Annotated in this window: 12 protein-coding genes; 5 read left to right on the top strand and 7 right to left on the bottom strand. The window is 62.8% G+C overall.

The window, feature by feature from the left end:
• Positions 1–193: 193 nt before the first annotated feature.
• A complete protein-coding gene (gene arcD, locus F7R20_RS23775) occupies positions 194–1,621 on the top strand; it encodes an arginine-ornithine antiporter (protein WP_013692427.1) in 1,428 nt (475 codons plus the stop codon).
• A 139-nt stretch (positions 1,622–1,760) separates the two neighbouring features.
• Here the strand turns inward: arcD and F7R20_RS23770 are convergent, their stop codons facing one another.
• From F7R20_RS23770 to gap, 7 genes are all read right to left on the bottom strand, one after another.
• The gene (locus tag F7R20_RS23770; RefSeq protein ID WP_003198509.1) at positions 1,761–3,107 is read right to left on the bottom strand and encodes a CoA transferase; all 1,347 of its coding nucleotides are present in this window, start codon (positions 3,105–3,107) and stop codon (positions 1,761–1,763) included.
• A 34-nt stretch (positions 3,108–3,141) separates the two neighbouring features.
• Entirely contained in the window at positions 3,142–3,582 is a 441-nt protein-coding gene (locus F7R20_RS23765; RefSeq protein ID WP_033028171.1) for a YbaN family protein, read from the bottom strand.
• A 169-nt stretch (positions 3,583–3,751) separates the two neighbouring features.
• On the bottom strand, positions 3,752–4,342 hold the full coding sequence (locus F7R20_RS23760; RefSeq protein WP_003198514.1) for a biliverdin-producing heme oxygenase: 591 nt from the start codon (positions 4,340–4,342) through the stop codon (positions 3,752–3,754).
• A gap of 169 nt (positions 4,343–4,511) precedes the next feature.
• Positions 4,512–7,106, bottom strand: a complete 2,595-nt coding sequence (locus F7R20_RS23750; RefSeq protein WP_003198516.1) for a TonB-dependent receptor — start codon at positions 7,104–7,106, stop codon at positions 4,512–4,514.
• Between the two features lie 119 nt (positions 7,107–7,225).
• Positions 7,226–8,188 carry a FecR family protein gene (locus tag F7R20_RS23745; RefSeq protein WP_003198517.1) on the bottom strand — a complete coding sequence of 321 codons (963 nt, stop codon included), beginning with the start codon at positions 8,186–8,188 and terminating at the stop codon, positions 7,226–7,228.
• Positions 8,189–8,287: 99 nt separating this feature from the next.
• Complete coding sequence (locus tag F7R20_RS23740; RefSeq protein ID WP_003198520.1) at positions 8,288–8,809, bottom strand: RNA polymerase sigma factor; 522 nt, start codon at positions 8,807–8,809, stop codon at positions 8,288–8,290.
• A gap of 249 nt (positions 8,810–9,058) precedes the next feature.
• A complete protein-coding gene (gene gap, locus F7R20_RS23730) occupies positions 9,059–10,060 on the bottom strand; it encodes a type I glyceraldehyde-3-phosphate dehydrogenase (protein WP_003198523.1) in 1,002 nt (333 codons plus the stop codon).
• 230 nt (positions 10,061–10,290) lie between these two features.
• On the opposite strand from gap, the gene edd reads away from it, so the two are divergent.
• The 4 genes from edd to F7R20_RS23710 all read left to right on the top strand — a co-directional run bounded on the left by edd (position 10,291) and on the right by F7R20_RS23710 (position 15,424).
• Positions 10,291–12,117 carry a phosphogluconate dehydratase gene (gene edd, locus F7R20_RS23725; protein WP_003198525.1) on the top strand — a complete coding sequence of 609 codons (1,827 nt, stop codon included), beginning with the start codon at positions 10,291–10,293 and terminating at the stop codon, positions 12,115–12,117.
• On the top strand, positions 12,114–13,064 hold the full coding sequence (locus F7R20_RS23720; protein ID WP_003198527.1) for a glucokinase: 951 nt from the start codon (positions 12,114–12,116) through the stop codon (positions 13,062–13,064). The genes edd and F7R20_RS23720 overlap by 4 nt, the downstream gene beginning before the upstream one ends.
• A gap of 169 nt (positions 13,065–13,233) precedes the next feature.
• Positions 13,234–13,965 (top strand): response regulator, encoded by a 732-nt coding sequence (locus tag F7R20_RS23715; protein ID WP_003184616.1) that lies wholly within the window; start codon positions 13,234–13,236, stop codon positions 13,963–13,965.
• On the top strand, positions 13,955–15,424 hold the full coding sequence (locus F7R20_RS23710) for an ATP-binding protein (protein WP_003198529.1): 1,470 nt from the start codon (positions 13,955–13,957) through the stop codon (positions 15,422–15,424). Before F7R20_RS23715 ends, F7R20_RS23710 begins: the two co-directional genes overlap by 11 nt.
• Positions 15,425–15,555: the final 131 nt, after the last annotated feature.

The raw sequence follows: 15,555 nt of genomic DNA, 5'->3' as shown, positions 1-15,555 counted from the left end.
TCACGCTAGTTGATTTCCGTTGAGTCGCAACTATTTTGTAGGCTGCATTCGTGACAAAAAAATAACGGGCGTCATGGTCTTTTTAATTACGCTCTTGGAGAATGGTCGAGTCATAAGCCTTTGGACTTTGTGTGGATGACGTTATTCAAAAACGTTATGTCGCTTTATTTACTTAATTTAATAGTGAGAAAAAATGCCGCAGCCGATTGAAAAGTTGCCACTGGGCGCACTGATCGCCCTGGTGGTGGGGTCAATGATCGGCGGCGGGATTTTTTCCCTGCCGCAAAACATGGCGGCTCGGGCCGATGTCGGTGCGGTGCTGATCGGCTGGTCGATTACTGCCGTCGGCATGCTGACCCTGGCCTTCGTGTTCCAGACCCTGGCCAATCGCAAGCCGGAATTGGACTCGGGCGTGTACGCCTATGCCAAGGCCGGGTTCGGCGACTACATGGGCTTCTCGTCTGCCTGGGGCTACTGGATCAGCGCCTGGATGGGCAATGTCGGCTACTTCGTCTTGCTGTTCAGCACCTTGGGCTACTTCTTCCCGGTGTTCGGCCAAGGCAACACGCCGGTGGCCATCGGCTGTGCGTCGTTATTGCTGTGGGCGGTGCATTTCCTGGTGCTGCGCGGGATCAAGGAGGCGGCGCTCATCAACCTGGTGACCACCGTGGCCAAGGTCGTGCCGCTGTTGATGTTCGTCGTCATGGCCGCCGTGGCCTTCAAGGCCGAGATTTTCACCCGCGATATCTGGGGCGCGATGAGCCCGGACCTGGGCAGTGTGATGGACCAGGTGCGGCACATGATGCTGGTGACGGTGTTCGTGTTCATCGGCATCGAAGGCGCCAGCGTCTATTCGGCACGGGCAGAGAGACGTGTGGACGTAGGGCGTGCGACGGTGATCGGGTTCCTCGGGGTATTGGCGCTGCTGGTGCTGGTGAATGTGTTGTCCCTGGGGGTCATGAGCCAGCCGGAACTGGCGCAGTTGCAGAACCCGTCCCTGGCCGGTGTCCTGGAGCACATTGTCGGGCCTTGGGGTGCGTTGCTGATCAGCCTGGGGCTGGCGGTTTCACTGTTGGGAGCCTTGCTGTCCTGGGCGCTGTTGTGCGCTGAAATCCTCTACGCCACCGCCCGGGACAAGACCATGCCGGCGTTCCTGACCAAGGAAAATGCCAACCACGCGCCGGTCAACGCGCTGTGGCTGACCAATGGCATGATCCAGCTGTTTTTGCTGATCACTCTGTTTTCCGCAGGCACCTACACCAGCCTGATCTACCTCGCCTCGTCGATGATCCTGGTGCCATACCTGTGGTCGGCGGCCTATGCGGTGCTGCTTTGCGCCCGGGGGGAAACCTACGAACAGGGCTCGGCCCGGCGCATGAAAGACCTGTTCATCGGTGGTGTGGCGCTGTGCTACGCGGTGTGGTTGCTGTACGCCGGCGGCGTGAAATACCTGCTGCTGTCGGCGTTGTTGTATGCGCCCGGGGTGATCCTGTTTGCCCAGGCCAAGCGCGAGCAGCGCCAACCCTTGTTCACCCATGTGGAAAAGGGGATTTTTGCTTGCGTGATGTCAGGGGCGGGCATGGCGGCGTATGGGTTGTACAGTGGGTTTTTGGAATTGTGAGGCTTACCGCGATGTTGAGGTGTCTCCTGTGGCGAGGGGGGTTATGTGGGAGCAAAGCTTGCTCGCGAAACAGGCACCTCGATTTCTGAGAGACCGCATCGCTTCCATCGCGGGCAAGCCTTGCTCCCACATCAACGCGTCACCAACGTGCTCTATGCGCGCCCAGCTCCGCCGCTGGCAAGGTCCATTGCAGCGGCGTCCCGGTGATTTTCAAGGGCACCTGCAGGCGATGGGCCGGTCCCCATGGGGTCTGTTCGACCACCAGGCCCTGATCATCCTCGGCCTCGGCTCGCAATGGGCTCGAATCCCCGACGCCACGCTCGATCAACAGCTTTGCCGTGCGTGCCAGTGACAAGCGTGCCGAGCCGCCGTGACCGCTTGCCAGGCGCCGGGACAACAACACCAGGGCGCTGGTCGCCAGCAGATAGCCGGTGCCGTGATCCAGCGCTTGCACCGGCAGTGGTGTCGGTTTGTCGGTGTGTTTCCAGCCCATGCCGGCTTCGGCGATGCCGCTGCTCATTTGCACCAGGCTGTCGAAGCCGCGCCGGTTCAGCCACGGACCGCTCCAGCCATAGGCATTGAGGCTGACGTCGATCAGGCCGGGGGCCATCTGCCGGCGCTGCTCGGCGCCGTAGCCCAGGCGTTCCAGGGCGTCGGCACGGTAGCCGTGCAAGAGGATGTCGGTGTCCTTGAGCAATGCCTCGAACGCCACGCGATCTTCGGCCCGATGCAAGTCGAGGCGGGCGCAGCGTTTGCCCAGGGTGACTTCCGGCACCACGCCGGGTTCGTTCCAGGTCGGCGGGTCGATGCGCAGCACGTCGGCCCCCAGGCCGGCGAGGAAGCGGCTGGCGACGGGGCCGGCCAGCACGCGGGTCAGGTCCAGCACCTTGAGCCCCGCCAGTGGCTGGGTCACGGAGCCGAGCCAGGGTTTGCGCTGCTCTCCAGTCGTCTCACTCAGGTGCACCAGCGGCTCGGCATTGACCGCCAGGCCTTGGGGATGGGCCTGCCACGCTTGCCACGAACGCATCTCGGCGGCGCAACCGCCAGCGTCGACCACGGCCTGCTCCAGCTCGGCCTTGTTCCATCGGGCCACCCTGGCCGCCATGTCGGCGCGGTCGGTACAGGTGCCGAGAACTTTTTCCGCCGCAAGGCGATGATGCGGTGCGTTGGTGTGCAGGCGAATCCAGCCGTCGGCGCTGGCGTAGTCGCCGGCCACCGGGTCCCACATCGGCGGCACGCTCCAGCCGATGGGGCGCAGGGAGGTGGAGAACCAGAACGACGCCAGGCGCCGGTCGACCTCGACAGGCGCCTGGCGAGCGGTTTGTTGCTGGATGAGTTCGGCGGTCGCCTGCCCGGCCACGGCGATGCTGGCGCTGGCCAGCTCCGTGACGGCGAAGGCCGAGGGCAGCGCGCCGTCGCCAGTGAAGGTGATCGGGGTCGTGGGCAAACCGAGTGCGGTTTGCATGGACGTGAGCAGATCTGACATCGAAAGCCCTCCAGTACGAGAGGGCGATCATAGTTCAAAAATCCGTTGGGGGCCGCTTTGCGGCCCAGCGGGAACAAGCTCCCTCGCCACGAGAGCCCTTTGCCTGTTCCGGGCGCGACCAGATCCACAGATTGCCCAGGCCCATGCCGGCGAGTGCGAGGTAAACCGGCCAGGCGTGGTCGAGCAGCACCAGCATCAAGCCCGCGCAGAGCAGCATGCTGGTGGTGGCACCGACCTTGGCCCGGCGCGGGATGACCTTGCCGTTGCGCCAGTTGTGCAGCATCGACCCGAACAGACGATGGTTCTCCAGCCAGGCGCTCAGGCGCGGCGAACTGCGGGTCGCGGCCCAGGCGGCCAACAGGATGAACTCGGTCGTCGGCAAGCCGGGCACGACGATGGCGACCAGGCCGATGGCCAGGCTGGTGTAGGCGAGCAGGGCGAAGAGCAGTTGGGTGAGTTTTGAGGGGCGGTTCATCAGCTTGCGTTCTGGCATGCGAATTTGCGGTGTGATCACTGATTGTTATTCGCTGATGTCCCTGTGGGAGCGAGCCTGCTCGCGATAGCGGTATGTCAGTCACATTGATGCTGACTGATCCAACGCCATCGCGAGCAGGCTCGCTCCCACAATGGAAAGTACGGACACTTCAGGCCAGTTCGGCCGCATAAGCGCGTTCCAGGAGCACCGTAAACCGGTTGAAGGCGTCCAGTGCGCCTTGGTCCGCCTCGGCTTCCTGTTGTTCGCTGAAGGCCAGGCCGTCGAGGGTGCGGGTGAAGGATTTCCAGCCTTCGGCGCGCCCTCCGGCAGGTTCTGCCAGGTGCCGGGCGCCGAAGGTCTCGCTCAATCCCAGGCCCACGGCACGCTTGATCAAGAACGCGGCGCCGAGCTTGGAGCCCTCGGAGACGAACAGCCAGCCCAGGGCTTCGGCCTGGGTCGGGTTTTTCACCGCACCGGCCACTGGCGCAGGGACTTCGGTGTCCAGGTCTGCCAGATCCGCCTTGGCCGCCTCTGCCCGGCACCGGGCCGGGAGGTCGGGGATCAGGGCGGACAGTTCGGCGTCGTTGTACAGCGCCACCAGTTCCGACTGGAACAGGTACTGAGCGACGACGAAACGGGCGAAGCTGGCCGGGGTTTCGAACGGGGCGTGGGCCTTGACCAGCGCGTCGAGCCGGCTGTGGGGCTCGTGGGTGATCTGGTTCAGACGTTGGGAGCGTGAAGCGGGATGTTGTGTGGTCATGAAAAAAATCCTTCGAATTAGACCGGTGTGGCAAGGGGTGTGGGAGCAAAGCTTGCCCGCGAAACAGGCGCCTCGATCTCTGAAAGACCGCATCGCCTGCATCGCGGGCAAGCCTTGCTCCCACATGACTCTCCTCATCACAGGTATTTGTTTTGCCTGGCAAATCGAGTCAGATATCCCAGATCAGGTTCACCGCGAAGTTACGCCCTGGTGCCGTCAGGCGATCGAGATTGGCGGGGCTCAGCACCGCCGCTTCGCCGACGCTGTCGTAGCCGCGCACGTCGTCCCACAGCCAGTACTTCTTGTCGGTGAGGTTGTAGAGGCCGCCGCTGACGGTTACGTCGTCGGTCACCTTGTAGAAACCGCTCAGGTCGAGGATGCCGAAGCCCGGTGTCTTGAACTGGCTGCTCACGCCATCGGGCGAGTTGAAGTTGCTGTCGTCGACGCGGTCCTTTTTCTTGACCAAGGTCCAACTGAGCAACGTGCCGTAGCGGTCCTGGTCGTAGCCCAGGCCGAACACGCCGGTCAGCGGGTTGACGCTGTTGAGCGGCTCGCCGGTGTCGTTGTTGCGACCGTACGCGTAGGCCACCGAGCCTTGGGTGTACAAGCCCTTCGGTGCGCCAAACACGTCCAGTTCCAGGCGTCCCCTGGCCTCGGCGCCCTTGATGGTGGCGTGCTGGATGTTGTTGCTCTGGAAGGTCAACTGGTCGGCGCCGGGGGTGATGGCATCTTCGTTGATGAAGTCGCGGTACTTGTTGTAGAACACCGCCACGTCGAACGAGCCGGAATCGAAACGGCCGCGCAGGCCGGTCTCGTAGCTCTTGCTTTTTTCCGGTTCCAGATCGGGGTTGGGTTCTACGCTATAGCCGGCGCCGGGGTTGTCGAAACGACCGTACAGGGCCTTGGCGGTCGGGGTGCGAAAGCCTTCGGCGTACTGGCCGTACCAGGTGTACTCATCGCTCAGGGCGTAGGTCACGCCGAACTTCGGTGAGACGCGGTGCCAGGTCTTGTTCTTGCCGCTGACGTCACCGCCGCCGCTGGGGTCCACGGTGTTGAGGAATTCCTCGGTCAGGTGCGGCTTGAGCCGGGTGTAGTCGTAGCGCAGGCCAGGCGTGAAGGTCCATTTGTCCCAACTGATCTGGTCCTGGGCGAACAGGCTGTAGGTGTTGATGGTCGGGTCCGGGAAATCGCTGGCTTTTGCCAGCACGTCCCGGGTGCTGATGGCGCCTACCGCGGAGCAACCGACGCCGACCGCCAGGCACACGCCATTGCCGCTGCGCGAGCCGGTGACTTTCTGCTGCTTGAGGGTGGTGCCGTAAGTCAGCGCGTGATCGGTGTCGGCTACGCTGAAGGCCTTGTCCAGTTGCGCGTCGAAGACCCACTGTTTCTCTTCATAGAGGGTCTCCCGGGTGCGCAGGACCCGGCGGGTGATGGGGAAGTAGAATTCGGCGGTGCTCTGGTCGGTCTTGGCGACCTGGTGATTCAGGCTCCACTTCATGTGATCGGCCAGCAGGCTGTCGAGGGCGAAGCTGTGCTCCAGGCCGAAACGCTCGCGGGTGATGGTGTCGTTGCCGGTGCGCCACTGGTACATGCCGCCGGGCAGCACAGAGGCGGGGATGGCCGGTTGACCGTTGGCGTAGGGGCCGCCGTAGGCGCTTTTCAGGTCGCTGTCGCGGTCGTCCTTGTATTTCTCGTAGACCAGGCCAAGGCGTGATTCATCGCTGTAGTTCCAGCCGAGCTTGGCCAGCACGTTGTTGGCGCGCACGTCTTCGGGGTTGGCGGCGGTGCGGTCCAGGCCCGTGCCGTTGTGGCTGCCGTAGGATTCGGTTTCATGACCGTCGCGTTGGCTGTAGTGCAACAGGCCGTCGAACTGCCCGCTGCGGCCAGCGACGGTGGCGGACTTGAGCCAGCTTTCGTCGGCGGAGCTGTAGCCGGTCTTCAGGCGGGCGCCAACGTCTTGGCCCGGCTTGATGATGTCATCTGGATCGAGAGTGAAATAGCTGACGGCACCACCAATGGCATTGCTGCCGTACAGCACCGAGGCCGGGCCGCGCAGGATTTCCACGCGCTTGATGATTTCCGGGTCGACGTAGTTGCGCTGGGTCTTGGCGTAGGGGCCGTTGAAGAAGCCGCCGGGGATCTCCACGCCGTCGACCTGGGTCAGGATCCGGTTGCCGTCGATGCCGCGGATATTGTAGCCGCTGATACCGCCGCGCTGGCCCGCGCCGCCCACCGATACGCCCGGCTCATAGCGCACCAGGTCCTTGAGGGTATTGACGTTGTTGCGGTCCAGTTCCTGGCGGTCGTGGACGGTGACCGTGCTCGGCACGCTGGTGATGTCCTGTTCCTGGCGGGTGGCGCTGATGGTCACCTGTTGCAACTCCAGCGCGCTGCCGGCACTGCGTTTTTCCAGGACGACGCTGTTGTCGCCCAGCTTGCGGTAGCTCAGGTTGGTCCCCACCAACAGGCGCTCCAGGGCTTTTTCAGGTGGCAGCGAGCCGTTCACCCCAGGCGAGGCTACGCCTGCAGCCAGTTCCGCCGGCATGCCGACTTGCCAGCCGGTGACCGCAGTGAATGCATTCAGGGCCGAGACCAGTGGCTGCCGGGCGATGGCAAAGCTGTAGTCGCCCATGTTGCGTGCAGCGGGTTGCACGGTGGTGGCGGCCAGGGCGAGCGGCGCGGCGCCGGCCATCAGCAGGGCGGCGGTGAGCAGTGACAGCGTGCAAGAGGGGGCAAGGAACCGGCAAGTAAGACGAGAGGACATCGATAGCGCTCCGTGTCGCATCTGTTATAGGTGCAGATTCACATCGTTGGATGCGAATCAATTGCATTGGCTATAACGAGACGAATCAACGGAGCCTATCGAGTAAAAATAATTCTCATTTAGTTCAGGATCACCAGCGCCGGGAACTCCTGGAGCCGAGCCGAGGTGATATGGGCCAGCGAACGGACCACCTCCAGCGGCTGGTCGAGGCGGTAATTGCCAGTCACAGCAACGTTGGCCAATTGTTCGTTACCGTTGATGATCCAGCCAGGGTAATAGCGTCGCAGCTCGGCCAGTACCTGGTTTAATGGCCGGTTTTCGAACACCAGCCGACCCTGGACCCAGGCCAGGTCGGTGTTGGCATCGAGCCGGGCCGGACGGTCGAAGCCGTTGGGGCCGATGCGGATGCTTTCGCCGGCTGACAGCCGCACATGGGTGTCGTTGCGGGTGGCCCGCAGGTCCACGTCGCCGCGCTGCACCTGGACCTGGGCCACGCCGTCGAGGTAACGCACGGCGAACGTGGTGTCGCTGACGCTGGCCATGACCGGGCCGGCATCGATTTCCAGCGGCAGGCTACGGTTGCCCGGGACTTCGAAAAACGCCTCGCCCTTGTACAGACGCGCCACCTGCCGCTGCTCGTTGAACGTGCTGGAGAAGGCCGAATCGGTGTTGAGCAGGACCTTGGAGCCGTCCTCCAACTGCAAGCGCTGGCGCTCACCGACCACGGTCAGGTGGTCGGCCTGCAAGCGCAGGGGCAGGTCGCTGAAGTTGAACAGGCCGAGAAACAGCACTGCGGCAGTGGCCAGGGGCTTCCAGTGGGCGCGCAGGCGCGACAGCGCGGTGACCTTGGGCGTGGCTTCAAGTTGGCGGGCACTTTCCATCACCTGCGGGCCGTTCCAGATCGCCTGGGCCCGGGCGAACGCCTCGCCATGGCGTGGATCGGCCGCCAGCCAGGCGTGGAACTGCCGCGTCTGTTCCTCGCTGGGGTTGTCCAGCAGGATCAGCCAGTCCAGCGCCTGTTCCATGGCATGGGCGGTTTGCTGCGTCGCAGTGTGCTCGGCAGAGCGGTGATTGTCCGTCACAGTCGGTTCTCGGTATTTAGCGGCACGGGCTCAAGCTACAAGCTGTACGCAGCAAGTGGCAAGCGTGTGCGCAGCTTATGGCCTGAAGCGTGGAGCGGGTCACTGCTCGCCGTGGCTACGTTCAGCCACACCCACACAGATCGCCATGATCAATTTCAGTTCCTTTTGCACGGTGCTCAGGGACACGCCCAGGCGTTCGGCGATTTGCTGGTAACTGTGGCCATGCAGGCGGCTGAGAATGAAGATCTGCTGCTGTCGCGAACTCAGGGCCTGGAGGCTGACGTTCAGGCGCTCGAGCAGTTGTTGGGCATGGGCGGCGTCCTCGGCGCTGCTCTGGGGGGCGACGACGTTGTGGACGACCTCCGGCGGTACGTCATCCAGCAAGGTTCGCGACTGGATGCGTCGGGCACGCAGATGGTCCAGCGCCAGGTTGCGGGCGGTCTGGAAAACAAAGGGTTCGAGGTGCTCGACCGTGCGTTCGCCCAGTGCGCGGGTGACGCGCAGGTAGGTTTCCTGGAGCAGGTCTTCGGCGGTACTGGGGTTGCTGACCATGCGCTCGAGGGTGCGCAGCAGCGGCGTGCGCTGGGCGAGGAAGACGTGATGAAAGCGAGATTGACTCACGGTAGGGCCCGATCCGGTTTGAGTAGATGATAATGCTTATCATCTGCTGGGCAGGTCAAGCCTTCATTTCATCACGCCGAAACCCTGTGTGGAGCGCAAACCTGTGGGAGCAAAGCTTGCTCGCGATAGCGATTTCAAAGCCAGCACAGATGCTGCATGTGACGGTGTCATCGCGAGCAAGCTTTGCTCCCACAGGCCTGCTCCCAGGGTTTGCTCTTACAGGCCCGCTCCACATTGGCCAGCAATGAGTTACTCGGCGTTACACAACGCCAGGCAGTTATCCAGCATGCGGTTGGAGAAGCCCCATTCGTTGTCATACCAGGCCAGTACCTTGAGCAGCTTGCCGCTGGCCTTGGTGTGGTTGGCGTCGAAGATCGACGACAGCGGGTTGTGGTTGAAGTCACTGGAGACCAGCGGCAGGGTGTTGTAGCCGAGGATCTTCGAATGCTGGCTGGCATGGCGCAGCAGTTCGTTGACTTCTTCGGCCGACGCTTCGCGCTTGAGCTGCACGGTCAGGTCGACCAGGGACACGTTGATCACCGGTACACGCACCGCCATGCCGGTCAGCTTGCCCGCCAGTTCCGGCAGCACCAGGCCCACCGCCTCGGCGGCGCCGGTCTTGCTCGGGATCATGTTCTGGGTCGCCGAACGGGCGCGGTACGGGTCGCTGTGGTAGACGTCGGTCAGGTTCTGGTCGTTGGTGTAGGCATGGATGGTGGTCATCAGGCCGCTTTCGATGCCCAGCTCGCGGTGCAGTACCTGGGCCACTGGGGCCAGGCAGTTGGTGGTGCACGAAGCGTTGGAGATGATCTGGTGGGACTGGCGCAGGATATCGTGGTTCACACCGTACACGACGGTGGCATCGGCGCCCTTGGCCGGGGCCGAGATGATCACCTTGCGGGCGCCGGCGCTGATATGCGCGGCTGCCTTGGAGCGATCGGTGAACAGGCCGGTGCATTCGAACACGACGTCGATTTTTTCAGCCGCCCAAGGCAGTTCGGCCGGGTTGCGGATGGCGCTGACCGAGATGCGGTCGCCATTGACCGTCAGGCTTTCGTGATCGTGCTGCACGTCGGCATCGAACGTGCCGTGGACGGTGTCGAACTTGAGCAGATGAGCATTGATTGCACTGTCACCCAGGTCGTTGATGGCGACGATCTGCAGGTCGCGACGATAGCCTTGGGTATACAGTGCACGGAGGACGTTGCGGCCGATGCGGCCAAAACCATTGATTGCGATTCTAAGAGTCATTAACTGCGCCGCCGTCGATTTGTTGTTGGAATTACAAGATTATTCGCATAAAAATAGAAAACAAGCCTTTTTAGTGGCAATATTTTGTTTTATCTACAACGAGTGACCTGAATCAACTGGTCCGAATGGTCAAAAATCGTCTGTCGCCTCGCCTTTTACACAGCGTGCAGCGGGCTTTTGATCAGCATAGACAATCAGGTCGCCACACCCGTTAGCCTGGAGTTCTACACATGCATCCCCGCGTTCTTGAGGTCACCGAACGGCTTATCGCCCGCAGCCGCGCCACGCGTCAGGCTTACCTTGCATTGATCCATGGTGCTGCCAGCGACGGTCCGATGCGCGGCAAGCTGCAGTGCGCCAACTTCGCTCACGGCGTGGCTGGTTGCGGCACCGAAGACAAGCATCACCTACGGATGATGAACGCCGCCAACATCGCCATCGTGTCGTCCTATAACGACATGCTCTCGGCCCACCAGCCCTACGAAACCTTCCCGGAACAGATCAAGAAAGCCCTGCGCGAAATCGGCTCGGTCGGCCAGTTCGCCGGTGGCACGCCAGCGATGTGCGATGGCGTGACCCAGGGCGAGGCGGGGATGGAACTGAGCCTGCCGAGCCGCGAAGTGATCGCCCTCTCAACGGCGGTGGCGCTGTCCCACAACATGTTTGACGGCGCACTGATGCTCGGCATCTGCGACAAGATCGTCCCGGGCCTGATGATGGGCGCGCTGCGCTTCGGTCACTTGCCGACGATCTTCGTGCCAGGCGGGCCGATGGTCTCGGGCATTTCCAACAAGGAAAAAGCCGACGTCCGCCAGCGCTACGCCGAAGGCAAGGCCACCCGCGAAGAGCTGCTGGAATCGGAGATGAAGTCCTACCACAGCCCCGGCACCTGCACCTTCTACGGCACCGCCAACACCAACCAGTTGTTGATGGAAGTGATGGGCCTGCACTTGCCGGGTGCCTCGTTCGTCAATCCGAATACGCCATTGCGCGATGCCCTGACCCGTGAAGCGGCGTTCCAGGTCACGCGCATGACCAAGCAGAGCGGCAACTTCATGCCCATCGGCGAAATCGTCGACGAACGCTCGCTGGTCAACTCCATCGTTGCGCTGCACGCCACTGGCGGCTCTACCAACCACACCCTGCACATGCCGGCCATCGCCATGGCGGCGGGCATCCAGCTGACCTGGCAGGACATGGCCGACCTCTCCGAGGTGGTGCCAACCCTGAGTCACGTCTACCCGAACGGCAAGGCCGACATCAACCACTTCCAGGCGGCGGGCGGGATGTCGTTCCTGATCCGTGAATTGCTGGAAGCCGGTTTGCTCCACGAAAACGTCAACACCGTGCTCGGTCACGGCCTGAGCCGCTACACCCAGGAACCGTTCCTCGAGGACGGCGAGCTGGTGTGGCGCGACGGCCCGATCGAAAGCCTCGACGAAAACATCCTGCGCCCGGTGGCTCGCGCGTTCTCGTCTGAAGGCGGCCTGCGGGTGATGGAAGGCAACTTGGGCCGTGGGGTGATGAAGGTCTCCGCCGTGGCCTTGGAAAACCAGGTTGTCGAAGCGCCTGCGATGGTGTTCCAGGATCAACAGGACCTGGCCGACGCGTTCAAGGCCGGCCTGCTGGAGAAAGACTTCGTCGCGGTGATGCGTTTCCAGGGCCCGCGCTCCAACGGCATGCCGGAGTTGCACAAGATGACGCCGTTCCTCGGCGTATTGCAGGACCGTGGCTTCAAAGTGGCGCTGGTGACCGACGGGCGCATGTCTGGCGCATCGGGGAAAATCCCGGCGGCCATTCATGTCAGCCCCGAAGCTTATGTCGGTGGTGCGTTGGCCCGGGTGCAGGAGGGCGATATCATCCGTGTCGATGGCGTCAAAGGCACCTTGGAATTGAAGGTGGACGCCGAGGAATTCGCCGCGCGCACGCCGGCCAAGGGCCTGTTGGGCAACAACATCGGCACTGGTCGCGAGCTGTTCGGTTTCATGCGCATGGCCTTCAGCTCGGCGGAGCAGGGCGCCAGCGCCTTCACCTCTGCCCTGGAGACGCTTAATTGAAACTGGCTTTGGTCGGTGATATCGGTGGGACCAACGCACGCTTTGCGCTGTGGAAAAACCACACCCTGGAAAACATCCAGGTGCTGGCAACGGCGGATTATGCCTGCCCGGAAGATGCCATTCAGGTGTACCTCAGTGGCCTGGGCCTGAAGCCGGGCGCCATCGGTTCGGTGTGCCTGTCGGTGGCCGGTCCCGTGAGCGGCGATGAGTTTCGCTTTACCAACAATCACTGGCGCCTGAGCAACCTGGCGTTCTGCCAGACCTTGCAGGTGGAGAAGCTGTTGCTGGTCAACGACTTCTCGGCCATGGCCCTGGGCATGACTTGCTTGCGTCCCGATGAGTACCGGGTCGTGTGCGAAGGCACCCCGGAGCCGTTGCGCCCGGCAGTGGTGATCGGCCCGGGCACCGGGCTGGGCGTCGGTACGCTGCTGGACCTGGGCGAGGGTCGTTTCGCGGCGTTGCCGGGGGAGGGCGGCCATGTCGACCTGCCCATGAGCAGCCCGCGGGAAACCCAGCTGTGGCAGCACATCTACAACGAAATCGGCCACGTCAGCGCCGAAACCGCCCTGAGTGGCAGCGGCTTGCCTCGGGTGTACCGGGCCATTTGCGCAGTGGACGGCCATGTGCCGGTGCTCGACACCCCCGAATCCATCACTGCCGCTGGCCTGGCTGGCGACCCGATTGCCCTGGAAGTGCTCGAGCAGTTCTGCCGCTGGCTGGGGCGCGTGGCCGGCAACAATGTGTTGACGCTGGGCGGGCGTGGCGGTGTCTATATCGTCGGGGGCGTGGTCCCGCGGTTTGCCGATTTCTTCCTCGAAAGTGGTTTCGCCCGTTGCTTCGCCGACAAGGGCTGCATGAGCGATTACTTCAAGGGCATTCCGGTCTGGCTGGTGACCGCGCCGTACTCGGGCCTGATGGGCGCGGGTGTGGCGTTGGAGCAAAGTTAAGACCGCGTCGCTTGCATCGCGGGCAAGCCTTGCTCCCACAAGATGTGCTTGATCTTGCGGGGAGCACTGTGGGAGCAAAGCTTGCTCGCGATAAGGTCCGAACAGGCGATAAAAAACTCGATGTCCATCAGGCATAATCGCCCCCATCCAAACAACAAGGACGAGGCCCGTGAGTTCAGTGAACAAATCGATTTTGTTGGTCGACGACGACCAGGAGATTCGCGAACTGCTGGACACCTACCTCAGCCGTGCGGGGTTCCAGGTGCGGACCACACCCGACGGTGCCGGGTTTCGCCAGGCGCTGAACGATGCACCGAGCGACCTGGTGATCCTTGATGTGATGCTGCCCGATGAAGACGGCTTCAGCCTTTGCCGCTGGGTTCGCCAGCATCCACGCCAGGCCCATGTGCCGATCATCATGCTCACCGCCAGTTCCGACGAGGCCGACCGGGTCATTGGTCTTGAACTGGGCGCCGATGATTACTTGGGCAAGCCTTTCAGCCCACGGGAATTGCAGGCGCGCATCAAGGCGCTGCTGCGTCGGGCGCAATTCGGCCAGGAACGCTCCGGCGGCGAAGTGCTGGCCTTCGATGAATGGCGGCTGGACATGGTCAGTCATCGGTTGTTTCACACCGACGGTGAAGAAGTGATTCTCTCCGGTGCCGATTTCGCCCTGCTCAAGTTGTTTCTCGATCATCCCCAGGAAATCCTCGATCGCGACACCATCGGCAATGCGACCCGTGGTCGTGAGCTGATGCCCCTGGACCGAATCGTCGACATGGCAGTCAGTCGCCTGCGCCAGCGCCTGCGTGATACCGACAAGCCGCCACGGCTGATTCGCACGGTGCGTGGCAGCGGTTATCAGCTGGCGGCCAGTGTGGTTGCCAGCAATGGTCATTGACTGGATCAAAAAAGTCGCCCGACGGGTACCGGTACCGCGCTCGTTGCTGGGGCGGATGCTGTTGCTGACCTTGCTGGTGGTGCTGTTCGCCCAGACCCTGTCCAGCCTGATCTGGGTCTCGCAACTGCGCGCCACCCAGCTCGAAGGTCTGGTCACCAGTGCCCGCAGCCTGGCTCATTCGATGACCGCCAGCGTCAGTTATTTGCGTTCGCTGCCAGTGGCGTATCGGCCATTGGTGCTGGACCAGTTGCGCAGCATGGGCGGCACGCGGTTTGTCGTGACGCTCAACGATAAGCCCCTGGGTATGGATGTGCTGCCGATCACGCCGCGCAAACTGGCGGTGCTCAAGGCAGTGGACGACGTGCTGCGCCGGTCCCTGGGCAATAGCGCCGACATCTCGGTGAATTTTGTCAGCCCCGACGACCTGCGGATCTTCAATGCCGGGCTCAAGCTCGATGAGCTGCCCCGTTCGTGGGCTCACTACGCCTTGACCCTGGAACCGGTGAACCCGCCGGTGCTGGTCACGCAGATCCAGATGGCGCCGGGGGAGTGGCTGTACATCGCCTCGCTGCTGCCCGAACCCTACACCAGCCTCGAAGAGCAGGACCTGCCCAAGCAACAGGTCGGTTTCATCGTGCTCACCAGCAGCTTGTTGTTGCTGTTCATCGGTTTGCTGGTGCACTGGCAGAGCCGACCGCTCAAGCGTTTGGCCCGGGCCGCGCGGGACATGTCCCTGGGCGCCGAAGTGGAGCCGGTGGCCGAGGGCGGTGGTAGCGAAGTGGTGGAGGTGGGGCGTGCGTTCAATGCCATGCGCGAACGCATCAGCCGTTACCTGACGGAGCGCAGTCAATTGTTCAGCGCGATCTCCCACGACTTGCGCACACCGATCACCCGATTGCGGCTGCGAGTCGAGCTGCTGGAAGACGAGAACCTGCAGGCCAAGTTCGGTCGTGACCTGGATGAGCTGGAACTGCTGGTCAAAGGCGCGCTGCAATGCGTCAAGGACACCGACATCCACGAAAACATCGAGCCGGTGGACCTCAACCATGTGCTCGATTGCCTGGTCGAACCTTACCTGGCGCCCAACGGCAACGGCCGGGTGACCCAGGATGGCCGGGCGCTGGCGCCATATCCCGGCAAGCCGCTGGCCCTCAAGCGCTGCATCGGCAACCTGATCGACAACGCCTTGAAATACGGCCAGAACGCCCACCTGCACATCGATGACGATGAAACTGCCTTCATCCTGCACGTCGACGACGAAGGCCCCGGCGTGCCGGAACAGCGCCTGGAGCAGGTCTTCGAACCGCACTTCCGCCTCGCCGGGCAGCAGCAAGGCTATGGCCTGGGCCTGGGCATCGCCCGCAACATCGCCCACAGCCATGGCGGGGAAGTGAGCCTGCAGAACCTGCGCGAAGGGGGGTTGCGGGTGACGTTGCAGTTGCCTCGCAGTGTGGAGTAGCCAGCCGTGTTGACTGATCATTCCCACGCTCTGCGTGGGAATGCAGCCCGGGACGCTCTGCGTCCCATCTAAAGCCGAACGCGGAGCGTCCGTTGATGCATTCCCACGCAGAGCGTGGGAACGATCATCAA

This window comes from Pseudomonas brassicacearum subsp. brassicacearum (genome assembly GCF_008801605.1).
In the GTDB taxonomy this organism is placed as follows: domain Bacteria; phylum Pseudomonadota; class Gammaproteobacteria; order Pseudomonadales; family Pseudomonadaceae; genus Aquipseudomonas; species Aquipseudomonas brassicacearum.
Note: the sequence above shows the minus strand (reverse complement) of the source record. Positions and strands in the feature narration are given on the sequence as shown.

Excerpts from the sequence above, each read along its gene's own strand:
- F7R20_RS23760 (WP_003198514.1), bottom strand. The coding sequence starts at position 4,342 with ATGACCACACAACATCCCGCTTCACGCTCCCAACGTCTGAACCAGATC.
- F7R20_RS23750 (WP_003198516.1), bottom strand. The coding sequence starts at position 7,106 with ATGTCCTCTCGTCTTACTTGCCGGTTCCTTGCCCCCTCTTGCACGCTG.
- F7R20_RS23710 (WP_003198529.1), top strand. The coding sequence starts at position 13,955 with ATGGTCATTGACTGGATCAAAAAAGTCGCCCGACGGGTACCGGTACCG.
- arcD (WP_013692427.1), top strand. The coding sequence starts at position 194 with ATGCCGCAGCCGATTGAAAAGTTGCCACTGGGCGCACTGATCGCCCTG.
- F7R20_RS23770 (WP_003198509.1), bottom strand. The coding sequence starts at position 3,107 with ATGTCAGATCTGCTCACGTCCATGCAAACCGCACTCGGTTTGCCCACG.
- gap (WP_003198523.1), bottom strand. The coding sequence starts at position 10,060 with ATGACTCTTAGAATCGCAATCAATGGTTTTGGCCGCATCGGCCGCAAC.
- edd (WP_003198525.1), top strand. The coding sequence starts at position 10,291 with ATGCATCCCCGCGTTCTTGAGGTCACCGAACGGCTTATCGCCCGCAGC.
- F7R20_RS23765 (WP_033028171.1), bottom strand. The coding sequence starts at position 3,582 with ATGAACCGCCCCTCAAAACTCACCCAACTGCTCTTCGCCCTGCTCGCC.